28 protein-coding genes and 1 tRNA gene are annotated in these 25461 nt (G+C 38.7%); 3 read left to right on the top strand and 26 right to left on the bottom strand.

Annotated elements, in window-relative coordinates; all coding sequences use genetic code 11:
• Nucleotides 1-3: 3 nt before the first annotated feature.
• The 18 genes from AYC65_RS17760 to AYC65_RS17675 form a co-directional block, all read right to left on the bottom strand.
• The gene (locus AYC65_RS17760; RefSeq protein ID WP_234300384.1) at nucleotides 4-1254 is read right to left on the bottom strand and encodes a heavy metal-binding domain-containing protein; all 1251 of its coding nucleotides are present in this window, start codon (nucleotides 1252-1254) and stop codon (nucleotides 4-6) included.
• Entirely contained in the window at nucleotides 1251-2498 is a 1248-nt protein-coding gene (locus AYC65_RS17755) for a TolC family protein (RefSeq protein WP_034871888.1), read from the bottom strand. The genes AYC65_RS17760 and AYC65_RS17755 overlap by 4 nt, the downstream gene beginning before the upstream one ends.
• An 18-nt stretch (nucleotides 2499-2516) precedes the next feature.
• On the bottom strand, nucleotides 2517-4475 hold the full coding sequence (locus AYC65_RS21155; protein WP_034871890.1) for an efflux RND transporter permease subunit: 1959 nt from the start codon (nucleotides 4473-4475) through the stop codon (nucleotides 2517-2519).
• A gap of 2 nt (nucleotides 4476-4477) precedes the next feature.
• Complete coding sequence (locus tag AYC65_RS21150) at nucleotides 4478-5761, bottom strand: efflux RND transporter permease subunit (RefSeq protein WP_034871892.1); 1284 nt, start codon at nucleotides 5759-5761, stop codon at nucleotides 4478-4480.
• Between the two features lie 14 nt (nucleotides 5762-5775).
• On the bottom strand, nucleotides 5776-6399 hold the full coding sequence (locus AYC65_RS17740) for a DUF3347 domain-containing protein (protein ID WP_034871893.1): 624 nt from the start codon (nucleotides 6397-6399) through the stop codon (nucleotides 5776-5778).
• Between the two features lie 19 nt (nucleotides 6400-6418).
• Nucleotides 6419-6805: a hypothetical protein gene (locus AYC65_RS17735; RefSeq protein ID WP_034871896.1), complete on the bottom strand. Its 387-nt coding sequence runs from the start codon at nucleotides 6803-6805 to the stop codon at nucleotides 6419-6421.
• A 217-nt stretch (nucleotides 6806-7022) separates the two neighbouring features.
• Complete coding sequence (locus tag AYC65_RS17730; protein WP_034871897.1) at nucleotides 7023-7439, bottom strand: hypothetical protein; 417 nt, start codon at nucleotides 7437-7439, stop codon at nucleotides 7023-7025.
• A 169-nt stretch (nucleotides 7440-7608) separates the two neighbouring features.
• A complete protein-coding gene (locus AYC65_RS17725) occupies nucleotides 7609-8196 on the bottom strand; it encodes a hypothetical protein (protein WP_078674600.1) in 588 nt (195 codons plus the stop codon).
• 29 nt (nucleotides 8197-8225) lie between these two features.
• The gene (locus AYC65_RS17720) at nucleotides 8226-9134 is read right to left on the bottom strand and encodes a relaxase/mobilization nuclease domain-containing protein (RefSeq protein WP_034871901.1); all 909 of its coding nucleotides are present in this window, start codon (nucleotides 9132-9134) and stop codon (nucleotides 8226-8228) included.
• The gene (locus tag AYC65_RS17715; RefSeq protein ID WP_034871902.1) at nucleotides 9100-9576 is read right to left on the bottom strand and encodes a plasmid mobilization protein; all 477 of its coding nucleotides are present in this window, start codon (nucleotides 9574-9576) and stop codon (nucleotides 9100-9102) included. Before AYC65_RS17715 ends, AYC65_RS17720 begins: the two co-directional genes overlap by 35 nt.
• Before the next feature lie 180 nt (nucleotides 9577-9756).
• Nucleotides 9757-10668 carry a toprim domain-containing protein gene (locus AYC65_RS17710; RefSeq protein ID WP_068801175.1) on the bottom strand — a complete coding sequence of 304 codons (912 nt, stop codon included), beginning with the start codon at nucleotides 10666-10668 and terminating at the stop codon, nucleotides 9757-9759.
• A gap of 271 nt (nucleotides 10669-10939) precedes the next feature.
• Nucleotides 10940-12127, bottom strand: coding sequence for a VapE domain-containing protein (locus tag AYC65_RS17705; protein ID WP_052114812.1), 1188 nt, complete (start codon nucleotides 12125-12127; stop codon nucleotides 10940-10942).
• Entirely contained in the window at nucleotides 12115-12456 is a 342-nt protein-coding gene (locus AYC65_RS17700) for a helix-turn-helix domain-containing protein (RefSeq protein WP_034871904.1), read from the bottom strand. Before AYC65_RS17700 ends, AYC65_RS17705 begins: the two co-directional genes overlap by 13 nt.
• 233 nt (nucleotides 12457-12689) lie before the next feature.
• Nucleotides 12690-13592, bottom strand: a complete 903-nt coding sequence (locus AYC65_RS17695) for a hypothetical protein (RefSeq protein ID WP_131828173.1) — start codon at nucleotides 13590-13592, stop codon at nucleotides 12690-12692.
• Between the two features lie 157 nt (nucleotides 13593-13749).
• Nucleotides 13750-13823: transfer RNA gene (locus AYC65_RS17690), tRNA-Asn, on the bottom strand.
• 88 nt (nucleotides 13824-13911) lie between these two features.
• Nucleotides 13912-15246: an RIP metalloprotease RseP gene (gene rseP / locus AYC65_RS17685; protein ID WP_034871908.1), complete on the bottom strand. Its 1335-nt coding sequence runs from the start codon at nucleotides 15244-15246 to the stop codon at nucleotides 13912-13914.
• Nucleotides 15247-15350: 104 nt separating this feature from the next.
• On the bottom strand, nucleotides 15351-15815 hold the full coding sequence (locus tag AYC65_RS17680) for a hypothetical protein (RefSeq protein ID WP_034871910.1): 465 nt from the start codon (nucleotides 15813-15815) through the stop codon (nucleotides 15351-15353).
• Nucleotides 15816-15859: 44 nt separating this feature from the next.
• Nucleotides 15860-16309 (bottom strand): DUF6646 family protein, encoded by a 450-nt coding sequence (locus AYC65_RS17675; protein WP_034871912.1) that lies wholly within the window; start codon nucleotides 16307-16309, stop codon nucleotides 15860-15862.
• A 72-nt stretch (nucleotides 16310-16381) separates the two neighbouring features.
• On the opposite strand from AYC65_RS17675, the gene AYC65_RS17670 reads away from it, so the two are divergent.
• From AYC65_RS17670 to AYC65_RS17660, 3 genes are all read left to right on the top strand, one after another.
• A complete protein-coding gene (locus AYC65_RS17670; RefSeq protein ID WP_034871914.1) occupies nucleotides 16382-17146 on the top strand; it encodes an amidohydrolase in 765 nt (254 codons plus the stop codon).
• A gap of 235 nt (nucleotides 17147-17381) precedes the next feature.
• Nucleotides 17382-18263, top strand: coding sequence for a cupin-like domain-containing protein (locus AYC65_RS17665; protein ID WP_034871916.1), 882 nt, complete (start codon nucleotides 17382-17384; stop codon nucleotides 18261-18263).
• Between the two features lie 47 nt (nucleotides 18264-18310).
• Nucleotides 18311-19093 (top strand): hypothetical protein, encoded by a 783-nt coding sequence (locus AYC65_RS17660; RefSeq protein WP_034871918.1) that lies wholly within the window; start codon nucleotides 18311-18313, stop codon nucleotides 19091-19093.
• A 3-nt stretch (nucleotides 19094-19096) separates the two neighbouring features.
• Here the strand turns inward: AYC65_RS17660 and AYC65_RS17655 are convergent, their stop codons facing one another.
• The 8 genes from AYC65_RS17655 to AYC65_RS17620 form a co-directional block, all read right to left on the bottom strand.
• The gene (locus AYC65_RS17655) at nucleotides 19097-20818 is read right to left on the bottom strand and encodes a M14 family metallopeptidase (protein ID WP_034871919.1); all 1722 of its coding nucleotides are present in this window, start codon (nucleotides 20816-20818) and stop codon (nucleotides 19097-19099) included.
• Between the two features lie 59 nt (nucleotides 20819-20877).
• Nucleotides 20878-21609 (bottom strand): metallophosphoesterase, encoded by a 732-nt coding sequence (locus tag AYC65_RS17650; protein WP_034871920.1) that lies wholly within the window; start codon nucleotides 21607-21609, stop codon nucleotides 20878-20880.
• Entirely contained in the window at nucleotides 21610-22152 is a 543-nt protein-coding gene (locus AYC65_RS17645; protein ID WP_034871922.1) for an RNA 2'-phosphotransferase, read from the bottom strand.
• A gap of 3 nt (nucleotides 22153-22155) precedes the next feature.
• Nucleotides 22156-23094, bottom strand: coding sequence for an ADP-ribosylglycohydrolase family protein (locus AYC65_RS17640; RefSeq protein WP_034871923.1), 939 nt, complete (start codon nucleotides 23092-23094; stop codon nucleotides 22156-22158).
• Nucleotides 23094-23612 carry an O-acetyl-ADP-ribose deacetylase gene (locus tag AYC65_RS17635; protein ID WP_034871924.1) on the bottom strand — a complete coding sequence of 173 codons (519 nt, stop codon included), beginning with the start codon at nucleotides 23610-23612 and terminating at the stop codon, nucleotides 23094-23096. Before AYC65_RS17635 ends, AYC65_RS17640 begins: the two co-directional genes overlap by 1 nt.
• 49 nt (nucleotides 23613-23661) lie before the next feature.
• Nucleotides 23662-24135: a macro domain-containing protein gene (locus AYC65_RS17630; RefSeq protein WP_034871926.1), complete on the bottom strand. Its 474-nt coding sequence runs from the start codon at nucleotides 24133-24135 to the stop codon at nucleotides 23662-23664.
• On the bottom strand, nucleotides 24132-24461 hold the full coding sequence (locus AYC65_RS17625; RefSeq protein WP_234300383.1) for an ADP-ribosylation/crystallin J1: 330 nt from the start codon (nucleotides 24459-24461) through the stop codon (nucleotides 24132-24134). The genes AYC65_RS17630 and AYC65_RS17625 overlap by 4 nt, the downstream gene beginning before the upstream one ends.
• 91 nt (nucleotides 24462-24552) lie before the next feature.
• A complete protein-coding gene (locus AYC65_RS17620) occupies nucleotides 24553-25461 on the bottom strand; it encodes an NAD(+)/NADH kinase (protein WP_034871928.1) in 909 nt (302 codons plus the stop codon).

Here is a 25461-nt window from a genome sequence, read left to right as displayed (position 1 = left end):
TTTTTATCTGTTAATTTTTATGAAACTTTCGCTGTCCATCAGGTACTGTGCATTTTCGGCAACTCCATCTTCAGGAAGCAAACCACTGACGATCTGAATTTTATCGCCTACCACCGCGCCGGTAACAACCTTGTGGGCAATAAAACCGCCTTCAACTTTTTTGAACGCAATTTTATCAATCCCCAAAGAAACCACCGCTGATTTCGGCAGCCAATCTGCCATTCTGTTGTGGCTCATAATCTCCGCTTTAACCTGACTTCCGACAGGAATTTTTGCGGTGGAATTATCAAAATAGACGCGCGCCGTTACGGTTTTGCTGCCCTGCCTGAAAAAGGGTTCAATAAAACCGATGATTCCTTTGAAGCGATTTTCAGGATTGGCTTCAGGGATGATCATGACTGACTGTCCTTTGCTGACCAGTGCAATGTCTTCAGAGAAAATATTGATCAGGGCCCAGGTTCTGTTGGGATTGTAGACACTGAAAATATTCTGTCCTTTCTGGAGATACATTCCCTCTTTTAGGGGTAGTTCAGCGGTGGCTGCCGTATTTGAAGCCATTGCGGGTGCAGATTGTGGTGATGACCCCATGCTTCCGGCCGATCCTGCCTGCTGAATGTGTCCGCTGTAATTGCTGAAAACCGGAACTGTGAGATCAGGTTTCCCTCGCTGGATGACTTTCTGTATCTGTGAAGCCGGCATTCCCAAAAGAAGGAGTTTCTGGCGTGAAGCATCGATCATTGTTTTGTTTGAGCGGTCATTTTTAATAACGAAGAGCAGGTTTTGCTGTGCGGTTAAAAGTTCCGGGCTGTATATATCTAAAATACGCTGCCCTTTCGACACTTTCTGGTATTTATACCGCACATAGAGTTTCTCGATACGGCCCGCAACGCGTGAGGAAATACTGCCAATCTGTCGAGTATCGTATTCTACCGTCCCTAAAGCATCAACCGTGGTGGGTATGTTTTCTCTTTTTACTTTTATTACGGGCTGTTCCGACACTACAAATTCATTGGTTGGTTTCAACAGATCGTCGAGTTTAATCCCCTCTTCCTTTTTTTCAGGGGCATCTTTCAGGACCAAATCCATCCCACATTTGGGACATTTGCCGGGTTTGTCTGAAATCACTTCCGGGTGCATCGGACAGGTATAAGCATGCATTGCAGCTTCTGCCGAGTGCTTATCTTCCCAGAACTTAACTTTGTCACACGCCGTCAAACCAAATAAAAGCATAGTGAATATTATAATTTTTCTCATCTTCTTTCAATTAAGCGGTCAATTTCAGTTTGCGTCTGCAGTGCTTTGGTAAGGATCTCGAAATATTCCAGTTGGGCCATATTCAGCTGTTCCCATGCGTCATATAACATGAAGAGTTCTTCCGTATTCTGCTCGTAGCCCAACTGCATGGATTTGTAGTTGTTTTTTAAGGCCGGAATAATGGTGTCTTCATAGAGTTTCAGCTGATTTTTATTCAGGTCCAGCTCATTGCGCATTCCGTAGGCCATTCCGCTGTATTCGTTCACCATCATTTCTTTCTGTGCCTGCAAGGCTTCTTCTTTCAGTTTCAGGCTTTCAATATTGGCTTTATTCATGCCTGAAGCCCAGGATACGAAAGGCAGTTTTGCCATCAGCATCAGAGAAAACTGCATGGGCTGGCCGCCAAAACCGAACATGTTTTCGAACTTTACGCCAAATTCCGGCTTTAGATTCTGCTTTTCCAGATCCTGTTTGAGTTTGGCAATATTGATTTCCCGGTCGATGCCGCGGAGATCACTTCTGTTCTGATAAAAGAGATCCTGACCAAAAGTCTCGAGAGAGTAGTCATTCAGGTTGTATTCGGGCTCAATCTCCAGCGGTGCGAGCGCGTCTCTTCCCATGAGGGCATTCAACCGGATCCGGTTGACGCGAAGGTCATTCTCGTACATGAGCTGCATGTTTTTGGAACTGCCAAGCGCAGCTTTTGCTTTGTAATAGGCCGATATTTTACTGAGTCCGTTTTTGTACCGGATTTCGGCGTTTCTGATCATGAAATCCAGCATCTTTTCGTTTTCCTTTACGACCTTCAGCTTTTTATCCAAGACGATTGAACTGTAATACAGTTTTTTCGCATCCTGAAAGTTTTCATTGAGGGCGGCAAAAAGTTTTTCCTTTTCCACAGAGGACATTGCCTTCATCAGATTCTCGTTGGCATCGAGTTTCTTTCTGTTGGGCAACATCTGTTCTACCGAAACTGCTACTGAGCCCATACCGAGCATATCGCCGTCGCGCTGCCAGAGTTTTGGATTATAGGGCGTCATGAAAAGACCTGCTCCCACCGTTGGCGCCATCCAGCTTCTTGCGCCTTTGGCCGCAGCGTCCATTGACCGGACTTCCGCATTATACATTTTAACCACAGGATTGTTGGCTGCAATACTGTCCATTACTGCCGGCAACGGCATCCGCTGAGCATAACTGGTGGTGCAGAGCAAAGCAAGTACTCCTGTTATTATGAATTTTTTCATTTTGTAATCATTTTAGGATTAATGGGAAGCGTCGAGGACGTCAATTTTCCCCAGTTTATTCAGCTCCCATTCCTTCTGCATATAAAAGATAATGGGTGTTACCAAAAGGATGTGAATGGCCGAAGTGAAAACACCACCAACCATCGGCAATACAATTGGTTTCATCATGTCACTTCCCACACCGTGGCTCCACAGGATGGGAACGAGTCCGAAGAGGGTCACGCAAACCGTCATAATTTTAGGTCTTAATCTTTTCGCTGCACCGTTGATCACATATTCACGAAGTTCTTCATTGGTAATGGTCTCCCGTGAGTTGCCATTTTTTGCAATAAGCTGAACCATAGCGTCGTTCAGGTAAATTACCATCACGATTCCGGTTTCCACCGCAAGTCCGAACAGGGCAATAAAGCCCACTGCTACAGCTACCGAGAGATTCACTCCCCAAATCGAAATCATAAAGACACCCCCGATTAGGGCAAAAGGAATACTGATGAGATTAAAGAAAGCTTCGCGGTAAGAATTGAACGCAAAATACATCGAAAGGAAAATCACTATTAATACGAGGGGCATAATCATTTTTAAAGTCTGCTCGCCCCGAATCAGGTTTTCGTACTGACCGCTCCATTCCACGAAATAACCTTTTGGCATTTTGTTAACCATGTTATTGAGTTTTGCCTGGGCTTCTTTTACGGTACTGCCTAAATCCCGGTCGCGTACGTTGAATAGAACAGTTCCACGCAACATTGCATTTTCAGAATTGATCATTGGTGGTCCTTCTGTAAGACGAATGTCAGCCACTGCGCTTAGCGGAATGGAACCAAATTCCATCGTCTGCATGGGCAATCTTCTCAGAGATTCCAAATTATTTCTGAAATCCTGGCCGTATCTGGCATTTACCGAAAAGCGCTGTCGGCCTTCCACGGTGGTGGTGAGTTTCATTCCGCCGAGCGCACTTTCCACGACGGCATTTACATCATCCACACTTAGGCCGTATCTTCCTATTTCTTCGCGTTTCACTTGAATGTCCACATATTTTCCGCCGGTAATGGGTTCTACGTACATGTCTTTTATTCCTTCAATACCGGTGAGTTCCTTTTTAATCTTTTCTGAAAGGACGGCAATACTGTCCAGGTTCTGTCCGTATACTTTTACGCCCACATCCGTTCTGATCCCGGTTGAAAGCATATTGATTCGGTTGGAAATCGGCATGGTCCAGCCATTGGTTACGCCTGGAATCTGCAGTTTGGCATTCAGCTCATTGATGAGATCATCTTTTGTTTTGCCCTCGCGCCATTCGCTTTGCGGTTTCAACAAAATAATGGTTTCAATCATGGAGATGGGTGAATTATCTGTCGCCGTGTTGGCTCTTCCGGCTTTTCCGAGGACATGATCCACTTCCGGAATTCCCTTAATGATTTTATCCTGTACCTGCAGTAATCTTTTGGCTTCAGAGTTTGAAATATCGGGAAGGGTAACCGGCATAAAGAGCAGGGATCCTTCATCCAAAGGCGGCATAAACTCGCGTCCCAGATTCATAATTAAAGGGATGCTGACCAAAAGAGCAAGAATATTAATGCCAAGCGTTGTTTTTTTCCATTCCATGCACCAGCGAATGATGGGTTCGTACACCCGCTGCAAGCCACTGTTTATTGGGTTTTTATTATCGTCTTTAAATTTTCCCTTCATGAAAAAGGAGATGAGCACCGGGGCAAGGGTAAGCACCAGGATTGCATCAACAATCAGGATGAATGTTTTAGTGTACGCCAGCGGATGAAAAAGTTTACCTTCCTGACCGGTCAACATAAATACCGGGAGAAAAGAAACCACGATGATTACCGTAGAGAAAAAGACCCCTCTGGATACCTGTAAGGATGATTTTTCGATAATCTTCAACCGAATGTCTTCGGGAATTTTAACGTAACTGTCTTTCTCTTTGTCTTTTTTTCTGAATATATTTTTAAACCAGTTGGTCTTCATTGTTATGGGTTTTTATTTTGTTGATGGTTCTGCCAATCGGAGAGATTTTTATAGGCATTTTCAGACATGATAATTCCGTTATCCACGATCACCCCAATTGCCAGCGCAATTCCTGTAAGGGACATGATATTGGAGGAAAGTCCAAACGCATTGAGCAGAATAAAACTGATGGCAATGGTGACTGGAATCTGAAAGATGATGCTCAATGCACTTCGCCAGTGGAATAGGAACAGAATAACAATGATTGCCACCACGATAATTTCTTCAATCAACTTGGTTTTAATATTGTCTATTGCCCCTTCAATCAGCGTACTGCGGTCGTACGATGTCTTGAAGGTGACGCCTTCAGGGAGTCCTTTTTCAACGTCCTTCATTTTCTCTTTCACATCGTTGATGACCTTATCCGCATTTTCGCCATACCGTGCCACCACGATACCGCCCACAACTTCGCCTTCACCGTCCGCATCAAAAATACCCAGCCGAAGATCTCCACCCATTTGTACCGAGCCAATATCTTTCACCCGCACGGGAATACCGTTGTAATTTCCCACCGCGATTTCTTCGATATCGGCTACGTTCTTGATGTAACCAAGACCGCGAATGATATAGGCCATATCGGCCATCTCAAATTTACGTCCGCCCACATCATTATTGTTGGCTTTCACTTTGTTCATGACATCCATGAGGGATACGTTATAGTACTGGAGTTTTACAGGATCTACAATGAGTTGGTACTGTTTTTCGAAGCCGCCAAAGGAGGCTACTTCCGCCACACCGGGAACCGTCTGCAGGGCAAACTTGACGTACCAGTCCTGGAGGGCGCGCTGGTCTCCTAAATCCATTTTAGGTGCATCCAAATGGTACCAGAAAACGTGACCAACACCAGTGCCATCCGGTCCGAGCGTAGGGGTGACATCTTGTGGGAGTAAACGCTGCGCATAATTGAGGCGTTCCATTACCCGGGTTCTGGCCCAATAAATATCTACGTTATCTTCGAAAATGACATACACGAAACTCATCCCAAACATAGAGGAAGCCCGGATGTTCTTAATTTTCGGAATGCCCTGAAGGTTGCTTACCAGAGGGAAAGTCACCTGATCTTCCATAATCTGGGGACTTCTGCCCATCCACTCCGTAAAAACGATGACCTGGTTCTCACTCAGATCCGGAATGGCATCGATGGGATTGTCCCTTACCGCAAAAATACCCCAGATAAAAAGGCCGATTGCAATCAGCAAAACGAAATACCTGTTGCGGAGGGACAGTTTGATTAAATTTTGAATCATGATTCTGTACGGTTTTACTTAATTTCTTCCTGAACCTCGCCACATGACAGCATTTCTTTGCCTAAATAAGGATTCTTCACCTCACGTGAATCGCTAAGCCAAAAAGCGCCTTTGTTATCGTTATACATTGGACAAAATACTTTGTACACCGGTTTTGGAGTTCCGAAATCTTTCAGCAGGTCGTAAAAATCGGCGCTCATTAAATCCAGATGTTCGCGCTGATGATCAATCTTTCCGGCGTTATCTGCAATGTGCTCGGCGTTTTCACTGATGCTTGATTCGAGGTCAGCAAATTCTTTTTTCTGTTCAGCAGAAAAACCGTTTTTGTCTATTTTGGGAAAAGAAGCGAGGATCCCTTTGGCTGCACTCACCGCTTCTTTATCATCATCACCGGACAAAGCGAATGTAAGGTGAGTGTAATGGGAATAAAGCTCCGTAAGATCAGCGGAAGACTTTTTGGCTTCAGTAACGGTTACCTCTTTATCCGTTGCCATATTGCCCATCGCTGAACTGTCAGACATCATGCTCATATCGTGCTGCATGGATGTTTCAGTGGTTTTTTTCTGTTCTTTATTCTCTTTGCAGGAAGTGAGTGCAAGTGTGCCGATTGCCAAAAGGCTGAATACTAGTGTTTTCATTATTTTATAAGTTTAAAGATTATTTATTATTAAAAAAGGCTTCGTAGTTTGCTTTATTTTCGAAGTACACGACATTATCATTTTTATCAGAGATTGCAATAATTGCGGTTGCTTTATCGATGAGTTGATGAGATATCGGATCATACGCCATGCGAGCATTTTCTTCCTGCGGGATTCTGAGTTTGCAGTTTTCGCAGCAACCGTAGTAGGTTTTGCCGTCATGCTTTACTTCGAGCTGCTTTTTGCCCATGTAGGCGTTGTTTACCATACAGACCTGGTCGTGGGGAACAATGTCGCCGGTCTTGAACTGTGCATTGGTAATTTGGGTAGTTTCTGCTTTTGAATTGGTGCAGGAAACGAGGAACACTGCTACAAAAGCCAGTATTCCTAAAAGAATATTCTTCATTAAATTATCGTTAAAGGTTAATTTTGAGCCTCCGTCTTGAGAGACTGTGTACGAAAATCCTGATCTTCAAGTTGTTCTTTAAAGAACATTCTTTTCTAAAAGATTACTTAAACGAGAAGTGGAAGTTCGAAGGGACATTCAGCACCGCTAAATAATCTGCGGAAAGTGTCATAAACACTTCACGACCAGACACAATTCGGGCTGTAAAAGAAAGTGATTAACCTATTTTGGGCGGTTCCCAAATGGTATGGAATCCACCAGAGTAATGGGGATTCTGATAAAAGAAATTAGAATTTTTGTCATCGTAACCGGACGCTTCGTTTTTAGAATCCTCTAAAAATTTGCTGTCTGCTAGAATGGTATACTGAGCAGTGCTGCAAAGGTTACCGCTGCAATTTCCTGAGCATCCATCGGTTTGACAATTGTGTGATTTTGGGTGACAGCATTCTTCTTTGCAATCGCCGCTGTCGCAAGACGGCTGTATCTGTGCGAATGACTGTTTTATGAAAGTTTGCGAACTGGTCGCGGTTTTAATAACCTGCTTCTCCTTTGTACTGCAAGCCTGAGAAATCCCTGGCGCCAGAAATAACGCGAGTGTAAGGGAAAGCAACAGTATTTTAAAATTTCCGACCATTGTAAGTAAACAGCACAAAGATAGGGAATTATTTTAGAAGCTAAACTACTTCCTTAAAACGAAATTTATTTTTCCTAAATTATTCACAATGTTACTCTTAGCAAACTGTAATAAATACGTCAATAAATGTCCAGTTTTTTAATAAAAAACTGGACAAATAATTTTTAGTCTACCTACTCTCATACCCCTCCTTAAACTTCAAAAACTTTTCTGCGTCCTTTGGATTTTTCTTCATCCATTTTTTCATTAGTGCGGTATTGTGCTCCAGCTGTTTTACTTGCTCTGTTTCATAAATCGCCTTGTTTTCATCCTTGATCTCCTCCAGGATTTCCTCTCGAACCTCGGTCTTGGTGCGGATGCTTTCGCTGTACCAGATTTTTCCGAGATAAACAGTTGCTGATAAAATAAAAAATGCAACCAGCAATATAGGCAGGATTCCGAAAAACCAATATTTAACTGTATCTGATTTCTGATGGAATTTTTCCAGATGCTTTATAACGTCCGGAGATAATTCCGCGATAATATTGTTGGGGATGGATTTAAGCAATTCCTGCCGTTTTAGATTTTCTTGATGTGCCAGTTCTTGGATTTTCTTCACATCCTCCTTGATATCGCAGTACATGTGGAAAATCGCCTTCCCCGAAATTTCTACCGCCTTATTGCTTTCTATGACGCGGTGCAAAAGTTCGATGCCTGCATCTTGTGAAGAATAATTTTCTGTATTCATGTCATGGTTGTTAAATTCGTTGTTATTCATTTTCTTTTTTTTATTGATGTTTTTTAAACCTATCGCCTTCTTTTTCTCTTCCTCAGCAATTCATCGTCTGCCGCCTGTGCGTAGCTCGGTTTGAGCAGTTCCTTCACGGCATTCTCAATCTCCTTGAGCCCTGATTTTTCCGGATGTTTTATTTCATTCGTTTGCGGATTACTCTGACTGAAAATTGCCGACTGGTGGTTTTCCGCATTCCGGTTTAGGATTTCTTTGATGTCCTTAATCTTCAGTTTGCTGGTGATCTCCGAAAGTTTGTAACCTGGATGGTACTGCCTCTGGGTTTGGTCGTTGATGTCCTTTAATCTAACAATCCGCATCCCCGAAATACCGTCCTTCACATTCTGCGAGAGCGTCACTCTGTAACCACATCTCCGCATATAATCCACCAAGTCGTCAAAATTTCTTGAGACCTTCAGACAGTTTTGCAGGATTTTCAGCATCTGCTGCTTTTTCTCTTTCCCTATTTCCACATCTGTTTTCAGGTTCATCTCTTTGCAAACATTTCTCACTGATTCACCGAAGCGTTTCCCGACATTGGCAGATTTTACCGTGCATTTACCATAAACATCTATGCGGTTCACGATGAAGTGGATATGTTTCTGCTTCGTGGAATTGTGGACATCCAAGACGATTTGGTTATTTTCTGTAAGTCCCACATCTTTCAATGATTTTAAAGCCAGTTCCTTCAATTCGTCGTTGGTCAGTATGTCTCCAATTTCCTTTGCCGGAGAAATGTAACCTGTGAGAGCCCATTTCTTTAAATTCGGATTTCTCTCGGCGACAATCTTCATCTCTTCAAATCTTTCCTCCGGCATTGTTGAAAGCAGGTTGTTGGAATAAATACATTCCGCCGTGCCTTTGTCATTGCCATTGTATTCAATCGCGATCTTACTGATCCTCCTCGTCGTTGCCGAATTGTTCATGCTTGATGATTTGTTGGTAGAGGAATTCTCTGATTAATTTGGTGACGGTGTGAATTTCTTCAAGGATCTCTTTCTTGTTTTCAAACTCGTTCCATTCTCTGTTCCTGAGCAGATTGGATATCCTTATAAAATTGTTGCCGTAATTCAACAGAACCGCGTCGGTTTGAAACTCGTTTATTTTGAGTTCTTTTTCGGTTGAAACCAGTCTTAAATATTTTGATATTTTGAGTTTGTAGAAGTCAGCCTCCTTTTGAATTTTCTCAAACTCCTTTTCGGTAAAACGAACTGAGACTACCTTCGAAAATTGGTTCGCCGTCTTCTTTTTCAAACCTCCCTTTCGACCAATTTCGCGAAAGCGGTTCTTTCTTTTTTCTTCTGCAACCTTTGCAATTTGCTGCTCGGAAATCTGCCTGACAAACTGTTTTAAAAAGTCATTTTTCATCTTGTGTTTATTTTGTGTTTAATTTTTTTATGATTTTAAATTACTGGCTTGAATTCCATTTCCAAACAAGTGTTTCCGACGACAGGAGGAAACCAAAAAGCCCGATTTTTACGACAAGCCCCACGCTTGTTGTAAACATTGGGTACTTTTTGCACTAACTATCTGCCGATTTTGCACTAACTATCTGCCAATTTTGCGTGGAGTTATTTTACGCAGGTCTTCATTTTCCATGCCTGTATCTATTTTACGCAGGTTAGTGCCGAGTAAAAACTCATTTAAGTCTTTGTGATTTTTGAATAAAATCCGTTCGTCCGAAACTTTGGAATTTTGTTTTTTCAGAATCTCGGTCACAGAATCTCCTGTCCTGTCATTGTCCAAAAAGAGTTCAACATTTTTATAATTTTCGAGTTGATTTTTGACCTTTGAAATCATGGTGACGGAATTTAAAATGATGTAATTCGAAGGTTCCTTTTCGAGTGATTTTTCCAAAATTTTGAACGACAGATAATCTGCAAATCCTTCAAAAATTCTTAACATATTGGATTGATTATTTATCGAAGTGAGGTCTTTTTTACCTAAGCAAAGTTTGATGTATGGATTCCTGATTTCATACCCATCCGAATCGTTTTTGAAGCCCAAACCGAAATAATTTTTTCCGTTGAGTTCATAATGAATTTCTTTGAGCTCTGATTTCAGTGAATCGAGTTTTCTTGATTTTAAATAGTCAATCAAACTTGGATGTTCAACTTCCTTGATTTCGAAAATCTGATATCCTGATTTTGGTTTGAAATTATTTGTTTCTATTTCCTCTTTAGTCGGAAGTGAATAATCAAATCTCTTAAGATATTCCAACGCTTCGGAAACTGAACATTTTTTGATGCCTTGAACCAAGGAAACATTATCGTATTTCGCTCCTGTTCCAAAATCAAATGCGGTGTTCTTTTCAAAATTCACAGAAAGACTTGGTGTTTTTTCTTCTCGGTCAAAAGCAAGATAAAAAGCAGTTCTTCGGTTGTCTTTGCTCGGGAAAAGAGAAAAACTCTCCAATATTTCCCTGATACTGATATTTTCGTTGGCTTGTTTGCAATTCATTTTTTGTGTTTTTAATATTTATTTCTTTATATCCAGTTATATTTTCACCGTTTTTCCATACCTGCCTACCTAAATATTGAATATCAGTTAGTTATATCAATTAATGACTTACCTTGTTGTTACCTGTTAATTGGATCCCTTCTTTAACTATGGTAGTTTAGGTAAAGTCTTAGCTATTTTATTACCTTGATAAAAATTTGGAAATGAGTTCTGTAAGTCCACTTAGGTAAGTAGGTAGGATAAATTGAATGTCAATGATTTAAACTTTCTTTCAGTCAATCTTTCTTCGGATCAGGTAGCCGTAAACCTGGAGTTTCGGATGCTTGATTCTTTCATACTTGAGCCTGGTGAGCGCCTTTCCGACCTTGATGTTGTTCAATCTTAAATTCAGGGCGTTGTTCATTGCCACAACGATGTCCGTCGCCGTAAGAAAATCCTTGATGTCCTTCGATTTCTCGAAGTGTGCGGAAACGATTTCCTGCTCAAGTGAAAGCTGGGAAAACTGCTCGTTTCTCAGCTCATTAGCCTCTATGTCCGAGAGCGTCATTTCCGGTTGGTAATTTTTTCTTTCAAAAGCATTGTGGTACGCCTGCGCCCATACCTTGTCTATGTCTATTTCCTTGGAATAATTGAAGTCAATGCTTAAAACTTCGAAAACCAGCCACCTTACGCTTCCTGTCTCGTCGGTAAGGAAATCTGTTCTGTTGGTGGAGGCAACAAAGGAACATATCCTGTCCATGTTCTCCGGCTTTCTCCCATACGGAACCCTTACTTTCGCGCCGCCCATCGAGATGAAGGACTTCAGGGTGTTGACATCCGATTTGGACAGGACGGCCAGCTCGTCCGCATTGAGGATGAAATTTTTGCAGATAGCAATGATGCCGTCCTTGTCCACCGTGACATTTTCGGAATAATAATCCCTGAGCCCGTCTGGGATGAGGAACCGCAGGAAGGTGGTTTTGCCCGTGTTCTGTTTGGAGCTTGCCAGCACGAGGCACTGCTTGTTGACATAGTCTTTCTTCAATGCGCAAAGCACGGCGCGGGTCAGCCACTTCTCGAGATGGTAGTGGAACGCTTCGCTGTCGTTGGTCCGAACAAATCCCGCCAGCTTCCGGATATGGTCTTCGCCGTCCCAGCCCGCGAGTTTTTTAAAGTATTCCGCTATCGGGTTGTATCTCTTTATCAGGTGGCTCCGTACGAGGATCTCCAACTTCTGCATGGTGATCTGCATCCCGGCCTGTACGAGTTCTATCAGCAGGGAGTTGATGTTTAGCTCTGTCCAGTCATCCTTTCCCTTGAGCGATATTTCTATCTCCAGGGCGATGGCGTTAAAGCGAAGGTCATACTTGCTTTCAAGATACTTCATCACCATATCGAAAATGGTAGTGGTCTCGGAAGCGGTTTGGTAGAGTACTGGGATTTTTTGCTCTTCAGCCGGCTTGTTGGTTATTTCTTCCATCGCTCCAGAATTTCCTGCTCGAATGCATCGTAGTCATCATTTTGTATTTCCTCCACATTATCCCCCAGAAGATAAGCTTCCAGGTCCTCTTTGCGAAAGTAGATTTTCTTTTGCCCCTTCTTTTTGTAGGCCTTCAATTTGCCGTGGTGTTTGAGTTGGTAGAGATAGTCCGGATCCAGGTTGAGGAACAGCGCGGCCTCTTCCTTAGAATAGATGTTCTTGGTTCTGAGGGCGAGCATCTGTAGCGCCTTCGAGGTAAACTCTTTTTGCGAGTTTACCAAAGTGGACATTTGGCTTTCTAGCGCAGCTAGTCTTTCTTGGTCTTTCATTTCGTTGAATTTTGTTGAGGCCAAGATATTTCCCAAAGAAATAGCCGCCTAAAAGCGACTTAAAAAGTTTTTTGTAAAATAAAACAACCTAAAGAAATGTGCGTTCAATAGGAGGTTTTGTTTGATAATGGTTTAGTCAATAAACCATTAAAAGCGACTAACTGTCGCCTTTATAATTATGGTTATCAAACAAATATGATTTTTAAAGAGAAAATGTTTTTTTGGATTTTAGACTATATATCATCCTGAACATCGCTGTTGGAAAGATATTTTGAGAGGTTCCTGCTGTTTATTGGCTCTTCTGCGATATTTCCGAGCCTGTCTTTTGCCGAGGTGACGGCGTTGATAATTTTGCAGGTTTCGGCTTGGGTTATTGTGCCGGATTTACAACTTTCCATAACATTAGTAAAGGCCGATAAAAAGTCCAAAATAGGCTGTACGCTCACGCCGTTCCTTGCAGGCTTTGTAAACAGAATCTTTCCAGAGTTTTTCTTCCGCAGTAAAAAGTCCGATAAAACCCTCTCGGAATCTTTAGAAATAAAATAATCCCGCAAAATGTCATCAATGACCATATTCGGATTCTTTTTTATTTCAAAAGCAAAATCGGATTCCTGTAGGATATTATTGTTGTGTTTTGCGAGTTCGTTGGTTTCAGATAAAATGATTTGTTGATTATTTAATTCGTTTGAAATCTTAGTGCCAACTTTCAAAAATTCTCTTTTTAACTCATTGGAATGGTGTTCTATTTTATCTGCCGTGTCTTGCTTTTCTCGGAACTCAAACCTTTCGCTATAACTGTTTTTCTTGAATTTTTTGAATGCCTGAATTGGCTTAAATGGGTGTTCCATTTTTACCTCGAACAGTATTACGGCGAGAATTTGAAGAATGATATAGAATAGGATTTGGGTAAAGTCGATCTTCTCGGCATGGATATCTTCCAGTATTTTCCCGCCCCAGAAAAAGGAAAGCGACAATGAAACCAAAAATAAATTCAAAACGATTAAAAACCGCTGGGTGTTCCACTCGTTATACCAGTTTGCCTTTTCCTTGGAGTAATAGTTTATCGCAAACGGACTGAACGCAAACCAAAGCCGCCCTGCAAGATATAAGGGGACAATGATTGTAAAGGTTACCATTAGAATATATATTGCGATATAGAAGTTAGTCATAGATAACGTACTAAAATATTCTTACACAAAAATAGCATTAAAATAAAATACTTTTGTTCGTGAAATGTTCGTGACAAATATAAAAAAAGACACTCACATTTCTGTAAGTGTCTCGTTTTCAGCGCTCCTCCTGCTGGGCTCGAACCAGCGACCCTCTGATTAACAGTCAGATGCTCTAACCAACTGAGCTAAGGAGGAATGTCCTTTGTTTTAAGTGGTGCAAATATACACACATTTTATATTCACTGCAAATATTTTTTTACATTTTTTTGCAATAAAATCTCTATCAATTGAAAATCAGCTTATAAATATCACTGCCGAATATAAGAATCATAAGCCCTAACAGGAATATCACCCCTATCATCTGTGCATTTTCTAATACTTTCTGTGGAACGGGCTTCCCTGTTACCATTTCCCACAGTGTAAATAAAACATGCCCTCCATCCAATCCTGGAATAGGAATAAGGTTAAGGAATGCTAACCATACAGAGAACATTGCCGTAAACGACCAGAATGCAACCCAGTCAATCTGTGCAGGCATTTGCTTTATAATACCAATTGGTCCGGAAACTTTAGTATAGCCTTTTGTTTTCTGATTAAAGATAATTTTAAACTGCTTTATCTGCATTACCAGTACATCTATGGTTCTGGTAAACCCTCTCGGAATAGCCTGAAGAAATCCATATTCTTTTGTTACACTAGTTTTTTCAAAAGAAGCCATCATTACTTTAATATCTGGTGTAAAGCCTATTTTTCCTTTAGCATCTACATTTACCGGAAGTTCCAGCTTTTCACCATTTCTTTCTACTCCGATGGTAACGGTTTTATTTTTATTCGCAGTTACCTCTCCCGAAATTTCATCAAAGAAAAGTGCGGGCTTTCCATTTACAGAGACAATCTTATCACCTTTTAATAATCCTGCCTTCTGTGCTCCCATATTAGGTGCAATAGAATCTATAACAGCAGGAAATCTTGGGGAGAAATAAGCTTTTGCCTCGTTGGATTTAATAACTTCAGCAACTCCGTTCTCATTAACAGGGAAAGTAACTTCTTTTCCATTACGCAATACTGTAGCCTCATTCGCAAACAACATATTGATCATAGACGTTTCCATTCTCTCGGCAGGCTTTCCGTCTATTTTAAGGATTTTATCACCTGTTTCTAGTCCCATTTTACGGCCTTCTTCGGAAACGGCTATACCATTCTCGAATTTAGCATTATCATGGTAAGTCTCCCCATTAAAGAAGGAAAGACAAGAGTATATTAACCAGGCCAAAAAGAAGTTAACAGTTACACCGCCAAGCATGATAATAAGACGCTGCCAAGCCGGTTTAGATCTGAACTCCCATGGTTCAGCAGGTTTCTTCAATTGTTCAGTATCCATACTTTCGTCTACCATTCCGGCAATTTTCACATAACCACCGAAAGGAAGCCAGCCTATTCCATACTCAGTTTCTCCGATCTTCTTCTTTACAAGAGAAAACCAGGGGTCAAAGAACAGATAAAACTTTTCAACTTTGGTCTTGAAAAGCTTAGCCGGGATAAAGTGTCCTAATTCGTGTAGGATCACTAAGATTGATATACTTAAAACGAATTGAAATATCTGATTAAATAACTCCATTTGTAATATTTGAATTGCAAAAATAGGAATAATATTCGAGCCTGTGGGAAATAAAAAAGTTGCCTTATAATAAGGCAACTGTACTATTTTTTAATGTTTATGGATTACAATGTAAACTTGAATCCAAATCCGAATCTACCTACATTAGAATCTCCACCATTTGAAAGCCAGAATGCTGGTCTCCAGTCGAATGAAAATGCAATAGGTGCTCCGTTAATCTTGTACTCTAAGCCTGCCATCGGACGGATTGCAAACTGAGTATCTCCACCTTTAACAAAACCTAAAGCCGGTCCGATACCTAAATACCAGTTAAGACCTTTAGCTCCGGAAATACCTTTGTTGTAAGAGTACATTGCCTGTAGCATAGTAACGTGGTTACCAAATACTACTTCTGCCTGTCCGGCATTGTTAGCGTCGAAGAAGTGCTTTACAGCTGGTCCTACCAAAGTAGATCCATCTCCAAAATCTACAGAAAGCCCTAAGCTCGTTTTGTAGATCTGTGCCTTTGCCTGAGTTGCTCCAATTGCTAAAAAAACAACAGCAAATAAAGATTTCAATAAATTTTTCATAATCGTCAATAGTTTATATTTATTTGTTTTTACTTTTCTTTTTATTATTTCAGGTTGAATACTACACCGATCCCACCTCTGTTACCTACTTCAGCAAAAGCTCCGATCGTAGGTGTAAAGAAATATCTGAATCCTATATGTGCTCCAAAATCAAATGTATCACCAAGAACTCCCATTGTTATACCTGGATAAATATCGAATTTATCCGGAAGTTCCAATACATCCTTCAGATGGTAATTTGCGCGTGCATATACAGATATCGCTGTTTTTTTATTTCCGTCAACCGTTTTACCTTCAGAATAAATACCAACTCCGGCACCTATAGAGATTGCATCAGCAATTCCGTAATCATAAGACCCTTTAACACCAAAACTTCCTTTTCCCCATACATTCATGCCTGCTTGTATTTTTTGGTCACCTTGCCCATTCCAAGCCTGAGCACTGGTCATCTGAATAGCAAACACTCCTATTATAGAAAACAATACCTTTTTCATAAAATAATCTTATATTCCTTTATTATCAATAACTTTACTAACGCAATTTTAATAAATTTATTCTTACTGTTTATGAAAAATTTAAAAATATTAGGCTTACAGCATGATATTCAATGGAAAAATAAAGTTAAGAATTTTGAAATAATCGAAAATCTTTTGCCAAAAGAAGATAAACCTGATATTTTTCTTCTCCCTGAAATGTTTGCTACAGGCTTCTGTATGGATATAGAAGAAATTGCCGATCAGGATGGTGAAGTTCTGAACTGGATGACATCTTTAGCTGTAGATAACAATATTGCTGTAGGCGGAAGTGTTGCTGTAAAAGAGAATGGTAAATTCTACAATCGTTTTTATTTTATAGAAAAAGATGGAACAGTAAATCATTATGATAAAAGACATCTTTTTTCCTATGCAAAAGAGGATCAGTTTTATACACCGGGAACAGAAAAAATAGTTATTGAATATATAGGCTGGAAAATCTGTTTGCAGGTTTGTTATGATCTTCGCTTTCCTGTTTTTGTAAGAAATACGGAAAATTACGATCTGATCCTGAATGTTGCCAGTTGGCCATCTTCCCGAATAGATGCCTGGGATACACTGCTAAAAGCAAGAGCAATTGAAAATCAGTCTTATGTTTTTGGCCTTAATCGTGTAGGAGATGACGGCAATAAGCTACATTATAACGGATCCTCTCATTGCTTCTTTGCAGATGGTTCAGAAATAGCACTTCTAAAGGATAATCTTATTTATGCCGAATTAGATAAAGATTTATTAACTGAATTCAGAAATAAGTTTCCGTTTTTAACCGATCAGGATATTTTCAGCCTTTCTTTATAGGGCGAAACCATTTATTATAATAATTTACTGAAAATCAATTTAATAAAACCCGTGCTATCAACTTGATTGTGCTATAATTTTCTGATTATTAATTGGAAAATAGACAAAATTAAATTAGCCTATAAAAGTGATAGATTTTTTCATTGGATTTTGTTTATAATCGTTCTAAACAATACCGTTTTCTTCCCGTTTGTGTTAAGAAAATTTAATATTTTTGCATCATAAATAAAATGAAATGGGACTTATTCTTAAACCGATTGATGTTGTAGACGACATTTCACAGGAAGATTTCCGCGAAAAATATCTAAAGCCACGTAAGCCAGTGGTAATAAAAAATATGGCTAAAAAATGGCCTGCTTATCAGAAGTGGACCATGGAATATATGAAAGAGGTGGTTGGCGATGTAACCGTTCCTTTATATGACAGCTCAAAAGCTGATCCTTCTGCACCTATTAATTCATCAGCTGCAGAAATGAAATTTGGCGATTATATTGACCTTATTCAGAAGGAACCTACTGACCTCAGAATTTTCCTTTTTGATCCGATAAAATTCGCTCCGAAATTACTGGATGATTATATCTCTCCAAAAGATTTAATGGGAGGATTCTTGGATAAATATCCAAACATGTTCTTCGGAGGTAAAGGTTCTGTAACCTTCCTACATTTTGATATCGATATGGCTCATATCTTCCATACACACTTTAACGGACGAAAACATATTCTGCTTTTCGACTACAAATGGAAAGAGCGTTTGTATCAGATTCCATATGCAACATATGCACTGGAGGATTATGATATTGAGAATCCTGACTTCAGCAAATTTCCGGCATTGGACGGTGTAGAAGGAATTGAATGTTATCTGGAACATGGAGATACTTTGTTTATGCCAACCGGATGGTGGCACTGGATGAAGTATCTGGATGGTTCATTTTCTATTTCACTTCGTGCATGGGATAAGAGCTGGGGTGTAAAAGCTCATTCTCTTTGGAACCTTACCGTTCAACGCAAGTTTGACAACTTCATGAAATCGCGTTATAAAAAACGTTACATGGATTGGAAAGAAAAAAAGGCTTTTGAAAGAGCGAATATCGCACTGAAAAGAGACCTTCCGAAATAAAATAAAAATCTCAGCAATGCTGGGATTTTTTATTTAGCTTTATATATATGAAAGTTTTCCAAATTCTTTTACTCTCAGTTTTGTTTCTTCAATGTAAAAAGGAAGAAAAAATTTCTGACGGGATTACTTTTCAATATGATAAAAGTATTATGATGACGTTTCAGGCATTTGATGAAGGCTATGGAGAAATAGGGGGAAAAATACTCTATATTGGTGTTAAACCATCAAAAATTCCGGTAAAATACTATTTCAGCGGAATGGCACCGCCACCAGCTCCTCCAAAAGAAGAACATGATTATAAGCCAACCCTCCAAAGTATTCAAAGAGACTCTTTAATTAGCAAATATTTCAAAGGTTATCTAAATTTTGATTCAGACTATAAGAATACTAAATATGATTCTTTAAATAATAAAAATTTTTCCCTTAATGCTAACTATAAAGATACCATCCCTCTTTATACAATCCTTCTAGATAAAAACATCATAAAAGCATATTATTCATTTCCTGTTATCATCAAAAATATATCTACAAGAGACTTAAGATTGAGTGGCTTCTCAATGTCTATAGCTTATGAGGTTTTAAATCATAATAAAAAATGGCAGGTTATTTATAATTCAGATTCTACAGAATCTTGTTGCTTTTGTGGAGATCAGGGTCCTGGTTTTTTGTTAGAACGAGAAACTTATATGGTTATGAGTATTCCATACCTTCACGGCAACTTTAAAACAAAAATGCGCATCCGGTTTGGATACGCAATTTCTGATGAATTTGATGCTTCTGTTGATTCTGAAATTTTCAAAAAGCAACATGAAGCTATTTTTATAAAATAAAACTTATAGTATCCTGTAAATTGGATACTGTCTGTGAGTTTTTTTCTCATAATAAGGAGAGTTTTCATACACCCAGTCAAGTTGTGCTTTGCCATCTTTCGCAAAGTCCTTATCTATTTTCTTTTTAGCTTCGAATGCTGTTCTTAATGCCAAATCATTCTTCATAAGCTCTGCTGCCGTATCTTCAAATATATAAGCAGAATAGTATTCTTTTTGTCCCAGCATGGCATCAAAGAAATTCCAGTTAAAGAAAGAATCTAATGCTTCAGGCTCTAATGTTTCTAATATATATTTCACACCTGACTGCTGTGTTGGTACCACATAATCTCCTGCCAGAAATTTAATTTGTTTATTAGATTTCCCTACAACTGTTTCATAGTGTGTATAATGGCCTTCGTAAGGGTTTTTCACTGTTTTAAAATCATTGATTTTATATGCCTCTACAGTAGCTACACTATCCCGCTTCAGTACATTCATATGAATATGATTTCTTTTCAACTCTTCTATTACACGGTATTCCGATTGTGGAATTACATAATACCTCGGGATGCTTACAAATCCTGTTGGAGCATAGGTATTGAAGAGTTTTATCTTTTTTGTAAAAGGCTTATTACGGTCATAGTATAATCTTTTCTGTCCGGAAATTCCACTTGGTTTATACCCTGCCTCAAAACCTTTAAAATCCATTGTTGAATACTTCGTAGAATCTACTTTCCAACGAATAGGATATTGTTTCCCGGCTGTATATTGTTTAAGATTTTCTTTACGAAGCTCTTTTATTTTCTTATAATTATTATCAATATTTTCAAGATTTACCAGCATATATTTGTAGGTAGCATCTACTCTTTTATCATAAGGCTTTAACATATGGGTTTCCACAACCGTCCCAATAGAGTTGAATAAGCTGGTATAGCCCGTTGCATAACGTGGCGAATCTTCGAAAGAAGCAAAGCCAATTTCCGGAACATCTCCATGAATATTAACATAAGGAGTGCTTTCGTATCCCAATGCCTGCATTTGCTTTAGGTTGTAAGCCTGAAATTCATTGAAAAAGTAATCACCAAGTAATTTTCCAAGCCTTTCTTTATGTGTGGAAATATAAGTGAAAGTATACTGATAATCGGCTCCATTGCTCACGTGATTATCAATAAATACATCGGGATTTAGCCATTGGTATATCTGTTGGAAGCTTCGGGCATTTTTAGTATCAGCTTTTATAAAATCCCTGTTCAGGTCGTAGTTTCTGGCATTGCCACGGAATCCATATTCTTCAGGCCCGTTCTGATTTGCCCTGGAATATGAACCTCTGTTCAGCATTCCGCTAACATTATAAGCTGCAATAGCTGCTATAACAATATTTTTAGGAGCCTTTACCTTCTGTGTTGCCAGATCTCGCATCAGCATCATGGTAGCATCTATACCATCGGGTTCTCCGGGATGAATCCCATTATTAATCATCAGGATAGTTTTGTCTTTACCCAGCTTTTCTATTTTCTCTTTAAACGGATTGAAAATAACCACATAAATTGGCTTTCCGTTATCGTCTTCTCCCTTTTGCAGGTATTGAATATTTTTGAAATTTTTAGACAAATCTTTGTAGAAAGTATTCATCTCGTCATAAGTAACGGACTGATTACTGTTTCCTTTTTCGTAAGGTGTCTGAAATGTATTCTGTCCAAATACCAGCCCTGAAAAACAAGACAATAAAAGAAATTTAAGCTTCATGAGTTTATTATTTTTCAAAACTTAAATTTACAACATTGTCTTCATTATTTATTTACAGATCAGGGATTTCTTCCCTTTTCATCCGGATACAGACCCGGAAGTGGTTCACTTTGCCAAAACTCTTTGGTATCGATATCCATAATAGATACAACTCCGGTAAAAGCTGCTCCGGTATCTATATTCCAAACATTAGCCTTATTCAGGGGGTATGATACTCCTAAATGGAGTGTGGGTGTATGACCTATAAAAATTTCATTGAATAAAAGTAATCGTTTTGGGTATTGTAAAGAGTCTTTCTCAATTCTTGTATCCAAAGCTACAGCTGTTTCCCAAAGTGTTCTGTCCCACCTGTAGTTACTGGAATGCATTTCTTTCTCGGGTCCATGCATAGAAGAGTAACCGGCATGTATAAAAAGCCGGTTCTGTTCATCGGTATAATAATTATGCATCTGACCAAAAAATTCCAGATGCTTATCAATTTCTTCGTCAGAATAATCAGCATAACTTTCCATAGTTGCTACACCTCCGTTTAGCAGCCACATTTCAGGTTTGTGACCAAAAGCCAACCACTCTTCACAATAAAGATCATGATTACCTTTAATAAATATACATTCCTGTTTTTGTGAAAGTTCTATAAGAGCATTGATTACCTGCGAGGATTCGCTCCATCCATCCACATAATCTCCAAGAAAAATCAGCTTATCTTTATCTGTAACCTTTGCACGCTCCAATACCTGTTCCAGAGCCTTAAGCCCACCATGAATATCTCCTACAACTAATGTCCTGCTCATTTATTTCGAAATGTATTTTGTGTTTATATGATCTGTTAACCATACTCCGTTTTCAGATTGATAAAAAAGAATTCCCTCTTCATACATCTTCCCCGTTCTGATGGTTAAAACAATGGGCTCACCATGGCGGGATCCAACTTTTACAGCGGTTTCTTTGTCACTACTTAAATGTACATGCTGCCTGCTTCTTTTCTCTATTCCGGTTTCAAGAATTGAAGAAATATTTGCTCGGGCTGTACCATGATATAAAAATTCGGGTGGCTGTTGTGGTCTCAGGGCAAGATCGATAGCAATCGAATGCCCCTGACTGGCTCTTATCTTCGTTTTGTCTTCATTGAAAGCAAAACGTTTTTTATTGTTCTTTTCAACAACTTCATTTAGCTCTTCTATCGTAAAACGAATTCTGCTTTTAGCGGACTTTATAATTAATTCATTTACATCTGCCCAGCCGTTTTCATCCAATTTTAAATTAATCGATTGTGGCTGATGCCGGAGAATAAGACTTAAAAATTTGCTTATCCTCTTTATTTCAACTTCATTCATTGCTTATATTAGTTTATTTTCGAGTCTTTTACATAAATGTAGTATATCATCTTTTCTCACTAAATCCAATACCCATTCTTCTGGAATATCTTCAAAACCATAATATATGCCGGCTAATCCACCAGTAATTGCTGCTGTTGTATCGGTATCTTTTCCAAGGTTCACGGCCTCCAGAACACATTCTTTATAAGTTTTTTTACTCATAAAGCACCAGAATGATGCTTCCAGTGTATCAAGAACATAACCACTACTTTTAATATCATTTTCAGAGTACATTAAGATATCTTCTCTCAGCAATTTTTGAAAAAGTACCATTTCTTTTGGATTAAATTCTTTTTCTTCTGAATACTCTAAGACTGTCTTTTGCATATACTTATAGGCATCCTTCTTATCATTTCCCTTTATAAGCTGAATAGCAAATATTATATAAATAAAGCAAGCAAGTACTGATCTGAAGTGCCCATGTGTAATTGAAGATACTTCTTTTACAATCTGATAAATATTCTCTATATTTTTTTCTTTTTCTAGATAAAAAGCCAAAGGTAAAATTCTCATCAAAGACCCATTTCCGTTATCTTCTTCAAAAAGATTACCTGAAAATGCCGCACTTTCTCCTTTTATAAGCCTTGCAATGGCATGCTTTGTTGTTCCACCTATATCAAATAATTTTCCATGTGCAGTCCAGTGTCCATATTTATACCATTTTACAAAACTTTCACCTAACTTTTCAAGATTATAACCTTTTACAAGTATCTCTGCTAGACACAAAGTTAAAGAACTATCATCACTCCATGTACCTTTTGGTTGATTCCACGACATATATTCTAAATATCCTGTCACTGGTTGTTCTTTCAGATAAGATCTTTCCTTAAACTCAACCGGAACCCCTAGTGCATCACCTATACATACTCCAAAGATCCCAGATTTTATAGTATTTCTCATCAATTATCCTTTAAAAGTTGTTTGTATATCCTCTCGTTTTCTTCATCAAAGCAAACAAAAATAACTTTCCCTATTGTATTAGATTCCAGATTTTGAGCTATTTTAACTGCTATTTCCGCTGCCAGATTTTTTGGAAACCTATATATTCCTGTACTAATATTAGGAAAAGCAATTGTCTTAGCTCCTAGTATTTCCGCTTGTTTTAATGCATTTTTATAACAGTTACCCAATAACTTTTCACATCTTTCTCTATCACCATTCCATACGGGCCCTACGGTATGAATTACATACTGTGCAGGAAGATTACCAGCCGTTGTAACAACGGCTTCACCTGTATTACATTTTCCTTGTTTATTTCTGATCTGAATACATTCATCAAGGATTTGTTTTCCTCCTGCACGATGGATAGCTCCATCAACTCCACCTCCTCCTAATAATGAAGAATTAGCAGCATTAACTATTACATCTGCCTGAATTTTTGTGATATCTCCTTTTATAATTTCAATCGTTGTTTTCATTATATAGATTCAAATAGTTTTAACATTTTTTTATTTATGTTTTTTAATTTCATTCAAAATCATATACATATACGTCAACTTTTCTATGTATTAATGTTCTGATAATTATCTGCTCAATTATTTCCCACTTTCCACCAGCCAGGCCACATCCTATCCGTGGCATACATACAACTGCATTTAAACTCAGCGCTTCTTCAGCAAGTTTTTTCAGGCATATTTCTACAGCTTCATATCTTATAGGTGGAATTCCATTGGGGTTTTGATTAATCTTATGCTGTCCTATCATATTGGCCATCCATATATCGGATGTTACCTGTACAAGCCGGATCTCTCCAAGATTAAAATTTTCCCCTGATTTATACCATTCTCTGTAAGATAGCTCGGGTTCTTTCCATCTTTTGGAAACAGCAACAACAAAACCTTTTCCCCACCCTCCAATGTCGTTACAGATATGCGCTATTATTTTATTTCCAACTATCTCAGGTTTGGTAGCATCTCCTTTTAAATAATTAATCGTTTTCATCTGTTCTGCTTTCTATTTATTAAGTTTTTTATTTCCTGATCCTTAGATTCTAGAAACTGATCGCCAATAAATATTTTCAACACCTTAATAGGGCCTATTATTGACTGATTAAATTTCTCCAGTTCTTCAGCCGGAACCCATATCTCATTATGATTCCGTGCACCTACATTTTGTACAGGATACTTATCTATAATATCTTTTGAGACATCAAAACAAGTAACAATCCCCAGATAGTTACCAAACTCATCTCTTGTATTCCATTTTTCAGCAATTTCTGCCGCGTAATTTTCATCTAATACAGGATAGAAAATAGGCTGCCATTCCAATCTTGGAGGAAATTTCTGTATCCACTTTCAATAATCAGACTCATTTCTTTTTCTCCTACAGGTCTATAAAGTTTTTGTGTTTTCATCACTTTTAATTTAATACTAGAACAGCTTCTTCATCTGATAATCTGATTTCGGCCGTTGTTCCGCTGTTAAACTGTAAGAAATCCTGTTCTATTCCATCACTAAATATAAAGCCATTATTTGGCATTAGAGATTCTACAATTAGCTTATTTCCTTTTTTAATAGCTCCACCACAAATATCTGTTTGTGTTCTCATACTTTTGAAAGGTTCTCTTACCGCAAAATACAACTCATCCTCATTCAGTTTAGGATATTTTAGTTTTTTAGAACCCAGAAGCCCGTAAGCCATATTAAAAATAGAACTTAGCCAGCCTGTGCTACCCGTTTTAGTAGAAACAATGATTCCACTAGATGAGTGTGTTTCCTCTTTTCCGTTCAGTGTAATTTTATATCTGGCTGAACTGTGAGAAGAAATCCCGATAAATAAATCATTTACCGCCAATAATCGCTGACCATCATTAAGAACAGCTTCAGCAAATCTCATTCTTTTGGTTTTAAAATCCCTATTCAAAACAGCTTGTACGCCATATAGAAAATCATTTACATCAAAAGGAAGCAATACACCATCATATCTTTCTTTATCGGGATTTACCGCTACAATAGGTATATGTTTAGAATATTTAGCCACATTTGCCACCAGACCGTCTTGACCAACTACCACGATTATATTTTTTTCAGAAAAAATATAAGAAGAAATGAATTCTCTTTCCACAATCTTATTTTTAATGACCTTGGAAAGACTTGTCTGTACTTTCAGAAAAGACTGATAAAACATTTCATGCTCCTCCACATATTCCTGGAAATTCCCGCCGGAACTTTCAATATAAAACTGAGCTTGCGCTTTTGTATTAAACCTCTCGATTAATAGCTCCAATCGTGTTTTATTCTTGATGATGATTGCATATTCAGCTTTCAT

The sequence above is a fragment of the Elizabethkingia bruuniana genome, from assembly GCF_002024805.1.
In the GTDB taxonomy this organism is placed as follows: Bacteria; Bacteroidota; Bacteroidia; order Flavobacteriales; family Weeksellaceae; genus Elizabethkingia; species Elizabethkingia bruuniana.
Note: the sequence above shows the minus strand (reverse complement) of the source record. Positions and strands in the feature narration are given on the sequence as shown.